The sequence below is a fragment of the Thiorhodococcus minor genome (genome assembly GCF_010820565.1).
Taxonomy (GTDB): domain Bacteria; phylum Pseudomonadota; class Gammaproteobacteria; order Chromatiales; family Chromatiaceae; genus Thiorhodococcus; species Thiorhodococcus minor.
Genome location: NZ_JAAIJQ010000002.1, coordinates 106,436 through 122,849 on the forward strand (window position 1 = coordinate 106,436; position 16,414 = coordinate 122,849).

Annotated in this window: 18 protein-coding genes; 12 read left to right on the top strand and 6 right to left on the bottom strand. The window is 65.1% G+C overall.

Going from position 1 to position 16,414, the window contains the following annotated elements; genetic code table 11:
- Positions 1 to 17 precede the first annotated feature (17 nt).
- The 12 genes from flhF (at position 18) to G3446_RS01190 (ending at position 10,776) form a co-directional block, all read left to right on the top strand.
- On the top strand, positions 18 to 1,274 hold the full coding sequence (gene flhF / locus G3446_RS01135; protein ID WP_164450547.1) for a flagellar biosynthesis GTPase FlhF: 1,257 nt from the start codon (positions 18 to 20) through the stop codon (positions 1,272 to 1,274).
- Positions 1,261 to 2,088: a MinD/ParA family protein gene (locus tag G3446_RS01140; RefSeq protein ID WP_164450548.1), complete on the top strand. Its 828-nt coding sequence runs from the start codon at positions 1,261 to 1,263 to the stop codon at positions 2,086 to 2,088. Before flhF ends, G3446_RS01140 begins: the two co-directional genes overlap by 14 nt.
- A complete protein-coding gene (locus G3446_RS01145; RefSeq protein WP_425338376.1) occupies positions 2,085 to 2,834 on the top strand; it encodes an RNA polymerase sigma factor FliA in 750 nt (249 codons plus the stop codon). Before G3446_RS01140 ends, G3446_RS01145 begins: the two co-directional genes overlap by 4 nt.
- Before the next feature lie 46 nt (positions 2,835 to 2,880).
- Positions 2,881 to 3,258, top strand: coding sequence for a chemotaxis response regulator CheY (gene cheY, locus G3446_RS01150; protein WP_164450550.1), 378 nt, complete (start codon positions 2,881 to 2,883; stop codon positions 3,256 to 3,258).
- A 174-nt stretch (positions 3,259 to 3,432) separates the two neighbouring features.
- The gene (locus G3446_RS01155; protein ID WP_164450551.1) at positions 3,433 to 4,197 is read left to right on the top strand and encodes a protein phosphatase CheZ; all 765 of its coding nucleotides are present in this window, start codon (positions 3,433 to 3,435) and stop codon (positions 4,195 to 4,197) included.
- Between the two features lie 128 nt (positions 4,198 to 4,325).
- Positions 4,326 to 6,422, top strand: a complete 2,097-nt coding sequence (locus G3446_RS01160) for a chemotaxis protein CheA (RefSeq protein WP_164450552.1) — start codon at positions 4,326 to 4,328, stop codon at positions 6,420 to 6,422.
- A gap of 4 nt (positions 6,423 to 6,426) precedes the next feature.
- A complete protein-coding gene (locus G3446_RS01165) occupies positions 6,427 to 7,509 on the top strand; it encodes a protein-glutamate methylesterase/protein-glutamine glutaminase (protein WP_164450553.1) in 1,083 nt (360 codons plus the stop codon).
- Between the two features lies 1 nt (position 7,510).
- Positions 7,511 to 8,254, top strand: a complete 744-nt coding sequence (locus G3446_RS01170) for a flagellar motor protein (RefSeq protein ID WP_164450554.1) — start codon at positions 7,511 to 7,513, stop codon at positions 8,252 to 8,254.
- Between the two features lie 9 nt (positions 8,255 to 8,263).
- On the top strand, positions 8,264 to 9,184 hold the full coding sequence (gene motD / locus G3446_RS01175) for a flagellar motor protein MotD (protein ID WP_164450555.1): 921 nt from the start codon (positions 8,264 to 8,266) through the stop codon (positions 9,182 to 9,184).
- Positions 9,185 to 9,294: 110 nt separating this feature from the next.
- Positions 9,295 to 9,777 carry a chemotaxis protein CheW gene (locus G3446_RS01180; protein ID WP_164450556.1) on the top strand — a complete coding sequence of 161 codons (483 nt, stop codon included), beginning with the start codon at positions 9,295 to 9,297 and terminating at the stop codon, positions 9,775 to 9,777.
- An 87-nt stretch (positions 9,778 to 9,864) separates the two neighbouring features.
- Positions 9,865 to 10,269, top strand: coding sequence for a hypothetical protein (locus G3446_RS01185; protein ID WP_164450557.1), 405 nt, complete (start codon positions 9,865 to 9,867; stop codon positions 10,267 to 10,269).
- A gap of 45 nt (positions 10,270 to 10,314) precedes the next feature.
- Entirely contained in the window at positions 10,315 to 10,776 is a 462-nt protein-coding gene (locus G3446_RS01190; RefSeq protein WP_164450558.1) for a DUF2802 domain-containing protein, read from the top strand.
- On the opposite strand, the gene G3446_RS01195 is transcribed toward G3446_RS01190, so the two are convergent.
- The 6 genes from G3446_RS01195 to flgA form a co-directional block, all read right to left on the bottom strand.
- Positions 10,733 to 11,143: an EscU/YscU/HrcU family type III secretion system export apparatus switch protein gene (locus G3446_RS01195; RefSeq protein WP_164450559.1), complete on the bottom strand. Its 411-nt coding sequence runs from the start codon at positions 11,141 to 11,143 to the stop codon at positions 10,733 to 10,735. The two genes, G3446_RS01190 and G3446_RS01195, sit on opposite strands and share 44 nt — an antisense overlap.
- 246 nt (positions 11,144 to 11,389) lie before the next feature.
- Positions 11,390 to 13,042, bottom strand: a complete 1,653-nt coding sequence (locus G3446_RS01200; protein WP_164450560.1) for a flagellar hook-length control protein FliK — start codon at positions 13,040 to 13,042, stop codon at positions 11,390 to 11,392.
- 247 nt (positions 13,043 to 13,289) lie between these two features.
- Positions 13,290 to 14,078, bottom strand: coding sequence for a flagellar brake protein (locus G3446_RS01205; RefSeq protein ID WP_164450561.1), 789 nt, complete (start codon positions 14,076 to 14,078; stop codon positions 13,290 to 13,292).
- A gap of 561 nt (positions 14,079 to 14,639) precedes the next feature.
- Positions 14,640 to 15,116 (bottom strand): flagella synthesis protein FlgN, encoded by a 477-nt coding sequence (locus tag G3446_RS01210; RefSeq protein WP_164450562.1) that lies wholly within the window; start codon positions 15,114 to 15,116, stop codon positions 14,640 to 14,642.
- Between the two features lie 65 nt (positions 15,117 to 15,181).
- Entirely contained in the window at positions 15,182 to 15,487 is a 306-nt protein-coding gene (flgM, locus tag G3446_RS01215) for a flagellar biosynthesis anti-sigma factor FlgM (protein ID WP_164450563.1), read from the bottom strand.
- A 105-nt stretch (positions 15,488 to 15,592) separates the two neighbouring features.
- A complete protein-coding gene (flgA, locus tag G3446_RS01220) occupies positions 15,593 to 16,330 on the bottom strand; it encodes a flagellar basal body P-ring formation chaperone FlgA (RefSeq protein ID WP_164450564.1) in 738 nt (245 codons plus the stop codon).
- Positions 16,331 to 16,414: the final 84 nt, after the last annotated feature.

The following is a 16,414-nucleotide window of genomic DNA, read 5'->3' on the forward strand; positions in this document are numbered from 1 at the left end:
AGTTGAGGAGTTGATCCATGAATGTACGGCGCTATCAGGCACGGGATATGCGCGAGGCGATGCGGCTGGTGCGCGAGCATCAGGGCCCTGATGCCGTCATCCTTTCGAGCCGCCGTGTCGACGGCATGCTGGAAGTGGTTGCCGGAACCGAAGTCGGTGCTGGAGCCGGGCCCGCCTCGGCCTCGCTGGCCCTCGAATCCACTTCACCGGCATCGACGCCGGCCTTGTCCATTCCGGTCGACCCGGAGCTTGCCGCCATGCGTCGCGAGCTCTGCGACCTGCGCTCCCTTCTGGTCCAGCAGCAGGCCCTGAGCGAGCGCGATCAGTGGGCGTCGCGCCACCCGCTGGCGGCTGAATTCGTCGAGCGGCTGATGAAGTGCGGCTTCAACGAGAAGCTGGCCCGCTCGCTCGCGGGAAGCATCCAGGAGAGCACTCCGGCCGAGGAGGCCTGGTCGCGTCTGCGCACCCGGCTTTCCGCCGCGATCGCCACGGCGCAGCCCTCGGTGCTGGAGCGCGGCGGCATGCTGGCCCTGGTCGGCTCCACGGGGGTCGGCAAGACCACCACCATCAATCGTCTCGCGCTGCGGCAGATTCGGCGCATGGGTCCGGAATCGATCAGTCTGGTCACCTTGGACCGGCAGCGCCTGGGCGCCTACAAGCAGCTGCAGGCATTCGGTCAGATGGCCGGCATTCCGGTCATGCTGCTGGAGAGCGAGCGCGATCTGGTGACCCTGGCGAGCCGCGCGCGCGACGGCAACCTGATCCTCGTCGATACGGAGGGACGCGCGGCGCGCGACGTGGCCGAGCGCAAGCTCTTCGCGCAGGTCCGCCAGCAGATCGATCTCGAGACCTGGCTCGTGGTGCCCGCGACGCACCAGGCGTCGGTGCTCAGACAGGTGCTGGAGGCCTTTCAGAGCTGCGAGCCCTCGGCGCTGGTGCTGACCAAGGTCGACGAGGCCGAGCAGCTCGGCGAGACGCTGTCGGTCCTCCTGGAGCAGAGCCTGGGCCTGGCGTTCTACAGTGACGGCCAGCGCATCGACGAGGACTTCCACAAGGCCGACACGGCCTTCTTGACACGCCTGGCGCTCAAGGAGCCCGCCTCTCCTGCGCGCCCGGAACCGCAAAGACCCGCGGCCGAGCGGACCACGAATCGAGCTTTCGAGCACGCTCAAGTCACCAGATTGCCAGTCACCTCACAAACTCGCACCGAGCAAGAGAGTATGGTCCTGGAGTCAGTGGTGCCTTTCAGGAAACGCGTCCATGCAGCCTACTAGGAGTCGGCCGCTTCAAAGCATCGCGATCGCTAGCGGTAAGGGCGGCGTTGGCAAGACCAACGTCGCCGTTAATCTTTCAGTGGCACTGGCACGGGCCGGACGTCGTGTGATGCTCTTCGACGCCGATCTGGGCCTGGCCAACGCCGATCTCATGCTCGGGCTGCGGCCGACGAAGACGTTGCACGATTTGGTCGCGGGTCGCGCCGATAGCTTGGAGGAGATCCTGCTCGAGGGGCCCGAGGGCATGCTCCTGGTCCCGTCGGCGTCCGGCATCGGCTCCATGGCCAACCTGACGCCGGCCGAGCACATGGGGCTGATCCGGGCGTTCAGCTCCTACAGCAAGCCGCTCGACGTCTTGATCGTGGATGTGGCGGCGGGCGTGCAGGATTCGGTGACCAGCTTTTGCAAGGGGGTTCAGCATGTTTTCGTGGTGGTGTGCGACGAGCCGGCCTCGCTGACGGATGCCTATGCCCTGATCAAGGTCTTGCATCAAGAGCACGGGCTCCGGCGCTTTCGCATCGTCTGCAACATGCTGCGCGACCCCGAATCCGGGCGGCGCTTGATGCAGAAATTGACTTCGGTCTGCGCGCACTATCTGCCGGACGTGGTGCTCGAGGCCGCCGCCTTCGTCCCTCAGGACGACAAGCTGCGAGCCGCGGTGCAGAAGCGACAGGCGGTGGTGTCGCTCTATCCGGGCAGCCCCTCGGGGCGCGTCTTCACGGATCTCGCCAAGCAGGTCGGACGCTGGACGGCGCCCGACGCGGACACGGGTGGGATCGGTTTTTTCGTCGAACGCATGCTGCAGACTGCCTGATGACGCTCAATCGCTCTCTGACGGGATACGCGGGGGCTGCCGATCGCCCGGCGCAGCTGGTTGCCGAGCACTCGGATCTGGTGCGGCGCATCGCGCATCACATGGCGGCGCGGCTGCCGGCGTCGGTGCAAGTCGAAGATCTGGTCCAGGCCGGCATGATCGGACTCATCGAGGCGTCGCGTCAGTTCCAGCCAGGGCAGGGGGCGACCTTCTCGACCTATGCCGGCATTCGCATCCGCGGTGCCATGATCGACGAGCTGCGGCGCGCCGATTGGACACCGCGCTCGGTGCACCGCAATTCCCGCCGCATCAGCGAGGCCATGCAGGAGGTCGAGGCGCGCGAGGGGCGCGCGGCGAGCGATCGCGAAATTGCGGACGAGCTCAAAGTCTCGTTGGACGATTACTATGGCATGCTTAAGGACTCCGCGAGCTGCCAGATCCTCGGACTGGACGAGCTGTTCGGCGAGGATTCCGATCCGGACCGCCTCTTGCCGGGCGACAGTGCGTCGCCGACCGAGGCGATCGAGCAGGACCAATTTCGGCAGGCCCTGGCGGAGGCTCTGGGGAGTCTGCCCGAGCGCGAGCGTCTGGTGCTGGCGCTTTACTACGATGAAGAGCTGAACTTGCGCGAGATCGGGGCCGTCCTGGAGATCACCGAATCCCGCGTGAGCCAGATACGCAGCCAGGCCATGCACCGGCTGCGGGCGCGGCTGAGCGAATGGACTCAGACCGAGGCTGGCTCATGACCTTCAACTCGACAGCTGCTATTGGGAGCGTTTTGTGGACAAAGGTATGAAAATTCTCATCGTGGACGACTTCTCCACCATGAGACGCATCATCAAGAACCTGCTCCGCGAGCTGGGCTTCAACAACACCATGGAGGCGGATGACGGCAGCACCGCGCTGCCCATGCTCAAGGGAGGGGGCTTCGACTTCCTCGTCACGGATTGGAACATGCCCAACATGGAGGGCATCGAGCTGCTCAAGGCGGTGCGTGCTGATCCCATGCTCAAGTCGCTGCCGGTGCTCATGGTCACGGCCGAGGCCAAGCGCGATCAGATCGTCGAGGCCGCCCAGGCCGGCGTGAACGGCTACATCGTCAAGCCTTTCACGGCGGAGACCTTGAAGGAGAAGATCGACAAGATCTTCGAGCGGCTCGACGCCCAATGAGCCCAGGCTCAATCGCCTAGCGCGCTTGCGCCCGGGGGGGGTTGGCGGAACGGCCAATCCCGAGTCACGGCTCGCGGATCCTGACGGCTTCCATCGACGGCGCATGAGTGTATACAGAAGTAGGCCTGGCGGCTTGAAGCCAGGATCACCACGAGTTTCGCCTAGGAACGATCGATGGATAATGACGAACAACGCAAGACGTCGCAGCTGGATCTGGCGCGTCGCCTCGTCGCGCATCTCGAGGCTGGCGAGGAGGAGGCAGCGGACGAAGTCATTCGCGAGCTGCGCAATCCGTTCGAGCGCGAGCTCTTCGACGAGCTTGGCAAGCTCACGCGCGACCTCCATGAGGCCCTCAACAGCTTCCGCGGCGATTCCCGGCTGGTCGAGCTGACCCGCGACGAAATTCCGGACGCCAAAGAGCGCCTCAACTATGTGGTCTCCATGACCGAGCAGGCGACCCATCGTACGCTCAATGCCCTTGACGAGGGTATCCCGCTGCTCGAAACCCTGCACGACCGCTCGGCCGAGCTGACCGAGCGCTGGACGCGCTTTCGCAAGCGCGAGCTCTCGGTCGAGGAGTTCCGCGAGCTCACCGCGGAGCTGGACGACTTCTTCGTGGCCAGCGGTCAGGAGACCGAGCGGGTCAAGACGCTCATGTCCGAGATCATGATGGCGCAGGACTTCCAGGATCTGACCGGGCAGATCATCCGCCGCGTCATCAAGCTCGTGCAGGAGGTCGAGGAGAACCTGGTCGGTCTGATTCGGCTTTCGAGCTCGCGGATGGAGCCTGGCAAGGCCGCCAAGGCCGCGGAAGAGGTGCCTGTGGTCGAAGAGAGCAAGGGGCATGGTCCCGTCGTGCCGAACACGCAGGACGCGGGCGCCGATATCGTCAGTGGTCAGGACGACGTGGATGCGCTGCTCTCCAGCCTGGGCTTTTGAGCAAGCGTCGGCCGACCCGCTCACGGCTGATGAGCGCGGCTTGGAATCAATCGCGTAGCAGCGCTGTATCCCGCTTTCCGCGGGGAATCAGTGCGTCCATCGCTCGCTGACATCTGAGGTGGTCAAGCATGGCAATCGATCCCAATGACGAGATCCTCCAAGACTTTCTCGTCGAGGCCGGGGAGCTTCTCGAGGGGCTCAACGAGCAGCTGATCGACCTCGAGCAGAATCCCGAGGATCGGGACCTGTTGAATGCCGTTTTCCGCAGCTTCCACACCATCAAGGGCGGCGCGGGCTTTCTCAATCTGAACGCCTTGGTGATCGTCTGCCATCATGCCGAGGACGTTTTCAATCTACTGCGCAATGGCGAGCGCAAGATCAGCTCCTACCTCATGGACACGGTGCTGCGGGTGCTGGATGTCCTCAATGTGATGTTCGGCGAGCTGCAATCCGGAAACGAGCCGACGCCGGCGCCGGATGAGCTGGTCCAGGCATTGGCGCGGCTGGCATCCGATGAGCCCTCGCCCGAGATGGCTCCCGAGCCGCCCGCAAGCCTGGCGGAGCCCCCCAGCCCAGCCTTCGAGCCGGAGGCGAAAGCCGCGAGCGCCCCCGCGGGGGCCGAGCAGGCTGACGCAGGCGCCGAAGCAGGTGGCGGCGATGAGATTACCCAGGAAGAGTTCGAAGCCTTGCTGGATGCGCTCGGCGGCCCAGGCGGTCAGGCCGCCCCGGCCGAGGCGCCCCCTCCAGCGCAGACGCAGCCCGCGGCCGAGGCGAGCGGCGGTGGTGACGAGCTCATTAGCGACGACGAGTTCGAGGCCCTGCTGGATCAGCTGCACGGCGGCGGAGCGCCGAGCGCGGTCGAGGCAAAGGCCGATGGCGGTGCTCCCGAGCCGGCGGCGAGCCCTGATGCGTCGAAGGCGAGCGAAACAGCGACCGTGCCGAGCGCGCCGAAGGCTGCGCCTGGCGCCGCGGCAGGTGGTGCCGCGAAGGCACAGCGCATGCCAGCGGGCGAGTCGTCGGTGCGCGTGGATACGCAGCGGCTCGATGAGATCATGAATCTGGTCGGCGAGCTGGTGCTGGTGCGCAATCGCATGACCATGCTGCGCTCACGTACCGAGGACGACGAGATCGGCAAGGCGATCGGCTCGCTGGCGCTGGTCACCTCGGATCTCCAGACGGCCGTGATGAAGACCCGGATGCAGCCGATCAAGAAGGTGTTCAGCCGCTTCCCGCGCGTGGTGCGCGACCTGGCCCGCAATCTGGGCAAAGAGATCGAGCTGGAGACCTACGGCGAAGAGACGGACCTGGACAAGAATCTGGTCGAGGCGCTGGCGGATCCGCTGGTGCACCTGATCCGCAACGCCGTGGATCACGGCGTCGAGATGCCCGACGTGCGCGAGGCCAACGGCAAGCCGCGCAAGGGGACGGTCGTGCTAGGCGCGGCGCAGGAAGGCGACCACATCTCGCTGGTGATCCAGGACGACGGGCGCGGCATGGATCCGGAGAAGCTGCGCACCAAGGCGGTCGAGAAGGGCCTGATGGAGCCCTCGATGGCCGAGCGGCTGTCGCATCGCGAGTGCTTCGATCTCATTTTCATGGCGGGGCTGTCGACCAAGGAGGAGATCTCGGACGTCTCCGGCCGCGGGGTCGGGATGGACGTGGTCAAGACACGCATCACCCAGCTGAACGGCTCGATCGAGATCGACTCCGAGCTGGGGGTCGGGACCAAGCTCAGCGTCAAGCTGCCGCTCACCCTCGCCATCCTGCCGGCGCTCATGGTGATCCTGGACGGGCGACGCTTTGCGATCCCGCTGGCGTCCGTATCGGAGATCCTGGACCTGGACCTCACTGGCACGCATTTCGTCGACGACCAGGAGGTTGTCATGGTGCGCAGCCACGCGCTGCCACTCTATTATGCCTCGCGCTGGCTCTACCCGGGCCGGCTGATCGAGCCGAAGCAGGATGCGCACGTAGTGGTCGTCAAGGTGGCGCAGCGCAAGGTGGGCATCGTGGTCGATGGCCTGGTCGGCCAGGAGGAAGTGGTCATCAAGCCGCTGGGCTTCGGGCTGCACGGTCTGGCCGGTTTGGCGGGCGCGACCATCACGGGCGACGGCGGCATCGCGCTCATCATCGACGTGCCGGCCCTGGTCAAGCTGATGGGCAGCCCCGGATTCGGTGGCCGCGCGGCGCGCGCAGCTCAGCCCGTCGCCGAGGCGGATGCCTGACGCCATGGCCTTGCGCGTCGTAGTTGTCGATGATTCCGGCTTCTTCCGGCGTCGTATCGTCGAGATCCTGAGCGCGGACATCGGCATCGAGGTCGTGGGCACGGCGGCGAACGGGCAAGAGGCGATCGAGGTCGTCAAGCGTCTGAATCCGGATGTCGTCACCATGGATATCGAAATGCCGGTCATGGACGGCATCACCGCGGTGCGGCGCATCATGGCCGAGTCCCCGCGGCCGATTCTCATGTTCTCGACGCTGACCACGGAGGGCGCCAAGGCGACGCTCGATGCCTTGGATGCCGGCGCGATGGACTTCCTGCCCAAGCGCTTCAGCGACATGGCGAAGGATGAGGATTCCGCGAAGATTCTGCTGCGCCGCCGCGTTCGCGCGCTCGGGCGGACGAGAGTGCAGCGCCATGCCCCCGCGCCTCAGGTCGAGCGCGGTCCGGGCAGCGACACCAAGACGCCACGGCCGGCTGCCCAGGCCGTGCGCTTGGCTCCCAAGAGCGGCACGCCGGTGCGCTCCCTGCGCGCCGTCCTCATCGGGACCTCGACCGGTGGCCCGGTCGCCTTGCAGGAAGTGCTCAAGGTGCTGCCCAAGGAGTTTCCGCTGCCGATCGTGCTCATCCAGCACATGCCCGCCAGCTTCACCCCGGCCTTTGCCGAGCGTTTGAACGGTCTCTGTCGGATCGCGGTCAAGGAGGCGGCCGATGGTGACGAGCTCAAGCCGGGCTGGGCCTATCTCGCACCCGGCGGGCAGCAGCTCGTGCTCGCGGGCGGCGCTCAGGCGCGGATCCGCATCGAAGGCAGCCCGCCAGGCACCATCTATAAGCCGAGCGTCGACATGACCTTCAGCTCCGCCGTCGGGGCGTTGCGTGCTCAGGTGCTCGCTGTGGTGCTGACCGGGATGGGTGCCGACGGCCGCGACGGCGCCCGCGCCCTGAAGGCGCAGGGTGCGCACGTCTGGGCGCAAGATGCCGCCAGCTCTGTCGTTTTTGGGATGCCTGCCGCAGTGATCGAGGCGGGAATCGCCGATCATGTCTTTGCGCTGAAGGAGGTCGGACCGGCTTTGGTCAAAGAGCTTTGCTGAAATGGATGTCCTGAGCATCGTCGGAATCCTTCTTGGCCTGGTCGCCATCCTGGGCGGCGCCTTGGCCAAGGGCAGCTCGCTCGAGGCCCTTTGGAACCTGGCCGCCTTTCTCATCGTGGTGGTTGGCACGATGGGTGCTGCTTTGGTTCAAGCGCGGACGCCGGTCTTTCTTCGCGGCCTGAAGATCTTTCCCTGGGTCTTCATGCCGCCGCGTCTCGACGTGGAAGACATGATCGAGCGGCTTGTCGAGTGGTCTCACCTCTCGCGCAAGGAAGGCCTGCTGGGACTCGAGACCATCTCCGACGAAGAGCCGGACCCTTTCGTGCGCAAGGGCCTGCAGCTCCTGGTCGACGGCGCGGAGCCGCAGGCGCTGCGGCAGATCCTGGAGGCCGACCTGGACAACCGCGAGCTATTCGATCTGCAGGGCGCCAAGGTATTCGAGAGCATGGGCATCTACTCCCCGACGCTGGGCATCATCGGGGCCGTCATGGGCCTCATGGCGGTGATGCAGAACCTGGCCGACCCGGCGAAGCTGGGCCATGGCATCGCCGCAGCCTTCGTCGCGACCATCTACGGGGTTGGCATGGCAAATCTCTTCTTTCTCCCCGTTGCGAACAAGCTGAAGGGCGTGATTCAAGCCCGCGTCAACTACGAGACCATGCTCCTCGAGGGACTGATCTCCATTGCCGAAGGCGAGAACCCGCGCAATATCGAGAACAAGCTGTCCGGCTTCATCCAGGATTGATGTTTAGGCATGGCACGCAAGAAGCGGCATGAGGAGCACACCAATCACGAGGCTTGGGCCATTCCCTATGGCGACCTCGTGACCCTGCTCATGGCCTTCTTCGTCGTCATGTATGCCGTCTCCGTCGTGGATGCGGGCAAGTATCGGGTGCTGTCCAATTCGTTGGTCGAGGCCTTCGGCGCCAGGGTTCCCGTTGAGCCGATCCAGATCGGCGAGCCGAGCCTGGCGCTCAATCTCCTCAGCGACGACGTGCATCGGTCCCTGGCGGCGGTGGAGCTCCAAAGCGGCGGCGCCTCCGCGGGCGACGAGCAGGACAAGCCGGTCGAGCCGCTGTCGCCGACGGACGTTGCCATGGAGTCCGTGCTGGACGCGGCGAGCGACGACAACCGCGATCACATTCTCCGAGAGATCAAAGAGATGTCGGAGGAGGTCGAAGCGGCGATGGAGCCGCTGATGGAGAACGGCGATATCCAGGTCACGCGCAAGCCCTATTGGCTCGAGATCAATATCAACACCAAGCTGCTGTTCTCCAGCGGCTCGGCGACGCTGGAGGGTGCGGCGCGTCCGGCCCTGGCGGACGTTGCGCGCATCCTCTCCAAGCGTGACGTTCGTATCCACGTCGAAGGCCACACGGACAATCTGCCGATCCGCAACACCATCTATCCGTCGAATTGGGAGCTGTCCTCGGGGCGCGCGGCCACCGTGGTCAATCTGTTCGCGCAGAATGGGGTCGATCCTGGGCACATGGTCGCCATCGGCTACGGCGAGTTCAAGCCGCTGGCATCCAATGCAACCGAGACCGGGCGTGGCCAGAACCGGCGTGTCGAGGTGATCGTGCTGCCGCAAGTGACAGGGTCGCGGGTGCGGTCGGACGATGGACCAGAGCGTCTCAGGACAGACTACGAGGCCGAGCTCGGGCAGCTGCAGTAGGGAATTCGCGGGCCAAGGCCCGCACTTCAGTCATTGAGTGGATGCGCGGCTTCTCGGGCGCGCGTCCCGCCAAGGGCACATAGCCTTTCACATCGATCTGTGAGGACACCATGACCACACAAGAGGCACAGGATACCAATCGAGGCACCTCGTCCGCCTATGTGACCTTCAGCCTGGCCGACGAGACCTATGCCATCGACGTCCTGCAGGTGCAGGAGGTCCTGAAGATGACGGAGATCGCTCCGGTGCCGGGCGTTCCCGACTACATCTTGGGTATCATCAACCTGCGCGGTGACGTGGTGACCGTCATCGACGGGCGTCGGCGCATGTCGCTGCCCTCGCGCGAGCCGGACGACGCCTCCAGGATCGTGGTCATCGACGCCGGGCAGCAGAATGTGGGGATCCTCGTCGACTCTGTCGCCGAAGTCGTGCAGATCTCGCCGGACGCCGTGGATCCGGCCCCGGCCGTCGGCAACGACCAGACGAGCCGTTTCATTCTTGGCGTCACTAGCACGGATGAGGGGCTGACGATCTTGATCGATCTGAATAAGCTACTGTCCGATGAGGAGTGGGCGGCGCTCCGCGACATCTAGCCCGAGCTCGAGGGCTCGATCGGCTCGACGCGAGGCGCTGCCGAGCGACTTGGCACTGACTGGGCACGCGAGGTCCAGGAGGAGTCCATGAGTGAGCCGATCAAGAATCTGCCCCCAGTGCATGCGCAGACGCCATCCCGGGCGCTTGCCGAAGAGCAAGAGCGCGCCTTGGATCATCAGCGAACCTGGGTGGTGCGCCGAGGGCAACAGCAGGAAGAGCGCCGTCAAGGCGAGCGGCGCAAGGGTGAGCGCCGTCAGAAGGAGAGACGGGCGGACGAGCGACGTTCGGAAGACCGTCGCCAAGGCGGCCGCTTGTCGGATGATCGCCGTACGCTGGATCGCAGAAAGGGCGATCGGCGCGGGGATGATCGCCGTGCGGGAGACCGGCGCGCGTCATCCGGGCAATCCACGCTCAAGCCCAAGCCAGGTGCGTCGCTCAAGTCCAAGTCTGGCGGGAAACGGCGTCGCGGTATCATCGATGACTATGCCTGAGGCGCGCGCGCTGTCGCACCATCGGCCTCCAGCGGGCGCGCCATCATGACCACGGATGCCTTTCTCAGCCGGGTCGTGCTCGATCCGCTTTGGATTGCCTTCATCCTACTCTCCCTGGTGCTTTTCGGGACCATCTTGGTGATGGCGCGCGCCTTGCGCTCGAATGCGAGGCTGAGGTCGGAGCTGAAAGAGATCCGCAGCGAGCAGCAGCGCCAGAGCACTTCGCTGCTTGCTCTGTACGGTGCCATGAAGGTGATTGCCGAAGACGTCATCAAGCATGGACAGCTTCAGGGCAATGTCGCGCGTGCGCTCGAGCGCCTTGCGGATCAGCAGAGCGAGCTGCGTCTGCGCGACGTGGAGGAGGGCCTCTACAGCCAGGCCATCGCGCTGATCCGCCAAGGTAAGCGCCGTGACGAAGTCAAGAAGCTCTGCGCCCTGACCCAGTCGGAGGTCGATCTGCTCTTCAGTCTCCATGGTCGAGGCGGCGGATCCCAGCCTCGGGACTGAGATCCACCGAGTCCGAGTCGGCCTCCTCCATCTCCTCTTCCGGACCGCTGTGAGATGTCCCCTCCTCATCGGCAGGAATGTATTCCTGCGGTCTTGGGTCGATTCCCTCGAGCGCGAAGACGAACGCCAGAATCTCGGCGACGGCCACATAGAGCTTGCGCGGAATCTCCTCGCCGACGGGGATTTGGGCGAGTGCCTCAACCAGGACCGGGTCTTGTTGGAGAGGAACGCCATGCTCCTCGGCGATCGCTAGGATCTGCTGGGCGGTGAGCCCCACGCCGGACGCCGTGATGCGCGGCGCCTGCTCTCCGTCCCAGTGCAGGGCGACCGCCTTGGCGCTGGGCGGCTGCTGTCCCCGATCGCTCATCGGAGATGCGGTCCAAGAATCCGCAGCCCGAACCGCAAAGGCGCGCAGAGCGCCAAGAAAACCAAAGGCTTGGCGGACGAGCGGCTTTCATCCGCTGGGTTGGCGAAAGCGCCTTCGTAACGCATTGAGATCCTTTGCGCTCTTTGTGCCCTTAGCGGTTCAACGGCTCTTTTCAGGTGGCACGACTGAAATCAGCTCCAAAAAAGCTTCAAGCTGGTGGCTGGCTGCTGGTAGCTTTTTCAAACGTCACGCCTCTTCACTGATCAAGGGGGCTTCGAAGGGCTGCTCCGATCGCTCCTGGGGTCTCTGGCCCGCGTGCAAGGCCGCGACCGCGATGTCGCGCGACTCGAGCTGGGCGCGCAGCTTGGGCAGGTTCTCCGTGAGCGTTTCGGCGCCGAGCTGATGCTCCGCCTGCAGGCTCGCGCTCAGGCGGTCGGAGCGCAAGCTGAGCTTGATCGTCAGGGGGCCGAGATGAGGCAGATCGAGGTTGAGTCGCATGCTCCAGGCGTCCTCGCCGGGATTCCCCGAGCTCGACTCTCGCCGAATGTCCGTCTCCAAAGCGATCAGGCCGCTGGGTGTCTTGAAGGGGATCTCGAGCGCCCAGTGCAGCTGCCCCTGAGGCTGGTCCAGGGCCTTGAGCTGACTCGTCACGATCTGCTTGAGCATGCCGTCGACCTCCCTGACAAGCCCTCTCACCTCCCGGTCGCCCGGCGTCGTCAATTGAGCGCCTTGGGGATCCGCCGCGGCACGGTTGGCGGGCTCCGAGGCCCAGGAAGGTCGCTTTCCGGAGGGCGTCTCGCTCACGCCGGCGGCGTGATAAATGAGCTCGGCACGGCTGGCGGCTGTCACGACTTGAGATTGACTGGCTCGGGCAGTTGCGGTCTGGGCTTGCGGGAGCGCCGCGCTAGGCTGACCTTGGCCGCGCGCGGGGAGCTGCTCCGATCCACGCAGTGGTGCTTCCGATGCTCGGGCTGGTGCATCAGAGGCAACTGCTCTAGGAGCGCCAGGCGGCAGCGATGCCGCTGTGGCAGGGGCGGGACTCGTTTGGGCCGGGCCGGTTGCGCGCGCGTATTGCGGGAGGGAGACATCGCCGCCCGTGCGCGGCATGGTTGAGATTGCGGTGCGAAGACGTTGCGCCAGCGTGAGGAGCTGTGCCTTGAGGTCGGTTTGCGGGTCTCTGCTCGCGCTTTGGCCAGCGGCCAGCTGGGCTAGCGCGGCTTCGAGCCAGATGCCAGAGCCCGCGAGCGTCGACGAGAGCTGCTTGGCGTTCGTGAGGTCCTGGGGTGTCGAGATCTGGGAGATCATGCGCTCGAGGGCTTGCTGGACCGCGGCACGCACCGCGGGATCGCTCGCCTGGAGCGCGCGGGCGAGGTCGTTCGGCTCCGTCAGGCGTGTGGTGATCGACTCCAGGGTCGATGTCAGGGGCTGCGCCCCTGGCCAATGCTGCCGGAGCTGCTGGCCGACCCAGGCGCGTGATTCCAGGACGGGTGATTCGCGACCGGCCGCCGAAGGCGCTCCATCGGTCGGTCCAATGAGCTTCAGAGTCAGTCTTGGGGAGACGGCGACGACTTCGGCACGCAGCGGGCCTTGCGTGGTGGGGCCGCCCGATGTCCCTGCGACTGCGCCGTCGCCGAGCAGTCGGGGGAGCTGGCCCGGTCCGGTGTCGACGAGCTGGGCGCGCACCGTCAGGCCCTGGCTCTTGTTGGCGTCCGCGGTACGGAGCTGGACCTCGAGCATATCCTGGCCGACCGACCGGGCGGAAACGACCTGAACTTGAGCGCCGATACGCAGGCCCTGCAGCGGCTGCGCGCGCAGCTCGCTCCTCGACGGCACTTGCGCAGGCGTGCCGGCAAGGTTGCCGGATGGCGGCGGGGGGCTACCGGATAAGGGATTGGTCATATCACGGGAGGCGTGATCCTAGAAAAGGCGGCCAGCCGGCAACCATTGTCTCCATTCGGGCGACGATAGGGCTCGGCATTGACCCAGATTCGGCAATTTGAACTGCAAAGGCGCAAAGGACGCCCAAAAAACAAAGGCTTGGTCGATGCAGCTCCTTCACCCGCTGGGTGAGCAAGATCCACTCCGCAACGCATTGAAATCCTTCGCGCGCTTGGTTCGCTTTGCGGTTCAACAGCTCTTTTCAGGATCAAGGGTCTGGCGCGATTCCGTCCGCTTCCTTGCTCAGCTTGCGCGATTCGCGCTGGAAATAGAGTGCCGCTCGCATGAGCGATCGCTCGGTTTGCGGGTCCAGGTCGGTGATGGCAAAGCCAGCCGATAGATAGCCGGGGTTGGGCGATGGCCTGAGATTGATCAGCGTCGTCCTGCCCGCGAGCGCCGTCCTCGTCTCGGGGAGATTCATCCCCTGATAATGGAAGGTCGACCCCAGCTGACGCTGATTGACTTCAGAGACCGGAATCTCGAGGCAGAACCCCTTGATGGAGAGATCCTTCAAGCGGGCGACGATTTCTCGACTGGCATCCTCAGCGCGGATAGCCACCGTCCGGTGGTCGTGCCGAGGCAGCGGGACACGGAAGATGTCGCGTCTTTGCAGGTAGAGCATCTGCTCCGGAACCGCGCAGACATAGTGGTCGCCGGCTTCGGTCGTCTCGACCCTTTCGACCGCTGTCGTGAAGCGGATGGCAATCCCTCGCATGGTGGCGTAAACGTAGAGATCCTGCTCCGGTCGAAGCCGAATCTCTCCTTCCGACGGGGTCAGCGCTTCGAGCAAGAGGCTTTGGCTTGCAGTGTCAAACTCGAGAATTCGTGAGTCGTAAAGGGGGCCATCGGCATCCAGGCGCACGCTGACGAGAATGAGCTGACGGTTGATCTCGGCGAGCGCGGAGGCGATCCGCTTGGTGTCGGACACGAGGTCGTAATTCTCGAAATCGCTGTGGCTTCCGACTCTGCCCTGGTCGTGCGTGGTTGTCTGAGTCAAGCTTCTCACCCCCCCCTTCGATGCGGGATCTTCTGGCGCATAGCGATTGCCGGACTTGTGCGATCTGCGGAAGACCTGGTCGCGAGGATCCGATTCGCCGGCAAGTCGGCGTCGGCCCTCCAAGGTCGCTCAGGCTGCCGCACAATCATTCGGCGACCGGTGATCCGGCGGTTGACGGCTTCGTGCTTCATGTAACGCCTTGATCGCTTTTAAGATCTGGGTCTGCTGCTGGCTCACCCGCCGGGTGAGGCCCGCTACGGCCTCCAGTGCACGCCCCGCGCGGCGCCTGGCTGCGTTGCAGCGGATTCTCTCTTGAGAAAGATTCCGTCGTAGAACCACGACGACGCCTCGTTGCGCCTTGCCAGACACCACGCTGGACGCACCCTGGAGGCCGTCCAACCGCCGGGTCTAGGTTGAAAGCATAGGCGGTGAAAGGGCAGGGCGGGCGGTTGTCGCCGTGCTGGGACCCATCACTTTCATGCCGCCAGAAGTGAGCGCGATGCAGGCGAAAATCCAGGGTGCGCTTCGGTGCCAAGCGGCTCCGGCGGCTGCATTGGGCGCTCACGCCTGACTGATGGTGCGGCCCTGAATGCGACCGGTTTGCGGTCGGCCCTTGAGGTCATAGGTGGACGAAGCGTTGTCCTCGCCCTTGAGGATGCGAAGCGACATGGCGACACGCTTCTGCTCGCGCTCGACGAGGCGAGCGTTCTTCTTATTGAGCTTGTCGCAGCGCTCGATGCCGGCGCGGAGCTTGGTCCAAGGCCCGCGAAGTGCTTCGCTGGGGTCCAAGGCCGCGATGAAGGCGTCGATGCCTTCGGGCGTGAAGCTCCGACCCTCGAGCTCGACCCACTGCTTTTGCCGGGCCGTCTCCTGCTCCAGCTGGTCCACGAGCGCGAGTTTTTCGGCGACGATCGTCTGCAGCTGATCGGGTGCCCGAGACTCGATCGCACGCAGCTCCTCCAGCATGCTCTCTTCGAGCTGGTGGATCAGCGTGACCGAACGACTCAGCGAGTCTGCGAATTGCTCAAGTCGACCCATAAGCCTTCTTGCTCTCAGATCTGCGTTGATTCTGCCGAGAACCGGCTCAGCCGTCTTTGCGCCGGTTAGGCGAGCAGCCTCTCGTAGCTTAGCATTCTGTCGGCGACACGCTCGTTGTCGATCGGATAGCGCCCTTCGGAGATGGCGGCCTTGATCTCCGCGACCTTGGCGTCGTCGAAGGGAACGGCACCGGCACTCTCCTGCGCAGCCTTCATGCTCTGGGCAGCCTCCGTCAGGGTGACCGACTCGCTCGGCTGGGCTCCGGACTGGGCCGCTGGTCGCTCGCCGGCATCCGGCGTACCGCGCGGCTTGGCACCGGAAGCCCCTCCGTCGGCGCGCATCGTCGAGCCAATCAGCGTCTTGATATCCATGGTTCTGTTCGATCCAGGGTTGATTGGTTTGCCTACCTTAACGGCCGCGCGCCGAAGAACTGTAGGGCAAACTTGGAGATCGCCGTGTCTCCGCTCAACCCGGGATCACAAGACCACTCTGACCGCACCGGAAGGCTCGACGAAGCCCTCGACGATGCGCTTCGACGAGCGGTTGCGCACGCGGATGCGCTGCCCCTCCGCGCCATCCTCGAGTGCTTCGCCCTTCATGCGCACCGTCAGTCCCGGCCGCACGGCATAGAGGGTGACCTCCTGGCCGCGCTTCACGAGCTGCCGGGGTGCGACGTGCGAGCTGGTCAGGACCTGCCCCGGGACCAGCCTGCGCCTGGCCTCCTGTCCGATGACCGCGGCAGGATCCGAAAAGTAGCCGCTCGTCAGACGCGAGGTCTCCTTGCGCTCGAGTCGGATGTCATGCCCTCGGATGACCTGCGCGCGCCCAAGTGGCCGAGCGGCGACGACGACCTCGGTGTGGCGCTCGATGCGCACAGGTACGAAGATGGACCAGCCGACGGGCTCGGAGCAGCGGACGTTGACCGTGGTGTTGCCGTCGGTACGCCCGCCGGGCGCGAGCTGTGCGGTCGGCCGATGGGCACAGCGCCTGAGCTTGAGCCGGCTGTCCAGCTGGCCGAGCTCGATGCGGGTCTCCGTGTCGGCGTCGCTGGAGACGCGCTCGGTCAGGAAGCTGCGCGCACTCTCGAGGATGCGCTCCAGCGGCTCCGTGTCGTCGGCGTGGGCGGCGGCAACGGTGAGGACGAGTCCGGCGCAGGCCGCCAACGCCAAGGCCGTCTTGCGGCCTTTCCTGCATGGGGGCGGGACGGGGGTCATGGGTTGAGGTCTCCTCCTTGCGAGTGTGATGGCATTTGGCAAGCAGGAACTGGACCGGAAGCGATTTGCGAGTCGCACCTGGCG

Excerpts from the sequence above, each read along its gene's own strand:
- flhF (WP_164450547.1), top strand. The coding sequence starts at position 18 with ATGAATGTACGGCGCTATCAGGCACGGGATATGCGCGAGGCGATGCGG.
- G3446_RS01140 (WP_164450548.1), top strand. The coding sequence starts at position 1,261 with ATGCAGCCTACTAGGAGTCGGCCGCTTCAAAGCATCGCGATCGCTAGC.
- cheY (WP_164450550.1), top strand. The coding sequence starts at position 2,881 with ATGAAAATTCTCATCGTGGACGACTTCTCCACCATGAGACGCATCATC.
- G3446_RS01155 (WP_164450551.1), top strand. The coding sequence starts at position 3,433 with ATGGATAATGACGAACAACGCAAGACGTCGCAGCTGGATCTGGCGCGT.
- G3446_RS01160 (WP_164450552.1), top strand. The coding sequence starts at position 4,326 with ATGGCAATCGATCCCAATGACGAGATCCTCCAAGACTTTCTCGTCGAG.
- G3446_RS01165 (WP_164450553.1), top strand. The coding sequence starts at position 6,427 with ATGGCCTTGCGCGTCGTAGTTGTCGATGATTCCGGCTTCTTCCGGCGT.
- G3446_RS01170 (WP_164450554.1), top strand. The coding sequence starts at position 7,511 with ATGGATGTCCTGAGCATCGTCGGAATCCTTCTTGGCCTGGTCGCCATC.
- motD (WP_164450555.1), top strand. The coding sequence starts at position 8,264 with ATGGCACGCAAGAAGCGGCATGAGGAGCACACCAATCACGAGGCTTGG.
- G3446_RS01180 (WP_164450556.1), top strand. The coding sequence starts at position 9,295 with ATGACCACACAAGAGGCACAGGATACCAATCGAGGCACCTCGTCCGCC.
- G3446_RS01185 (WP_164450557.1), top strand. The coding sequence starts at position 9,865 with ATGAGTGAGCCGATCAAGAATCTGCCCCCAGTGCATGCGCAGACGCCA.
- G3446_RS01190 (WP_164450558.1), top strand. The coding sequence starts at position 10,315 with ATGACCACGGATGCCTTTCTCAGCCGGGTCGTGCTCGATCCGCTTTGG.
- G3446_RS01195 (WP_164450559.1), bottom strand. The coding sequence starts at position 11,143 with ATGAGCGATCGGGGACAGCAGCCGCCCAGCGCCAAGGCGGTCGCCCTG.
- G3446_RS01200 (WP_164450560.1), bottom strand. The coding sequence starts at position 13,042 with ATGACCAATCCCTTATCCGGTAGCCCCCCGCCGCCATCCGGCAACCTT.
- G3446_RS01210 (WP_164450562.1), bottom strand. The coding sequence starts at position 15,116 with ATGGGTCGACTTGAGCAATTCGCAGACTCGCTGAGTCGTTCGGTCACG.
- flgM (WP_164450563.1), bottom strand. The coding sequence starts at position 15,487 with ATGGATATCAAGACGCTGATTGGCTCGACGATGCGCGCCGACGGAGGG.
- flgA (WP_164450564.1), bottom strand. The coding sequence starts at position 16,330 with ATGACCCCCGTCCCGCCCCCATGCAGGAAAGGCCGCAAGACGGCCTTG.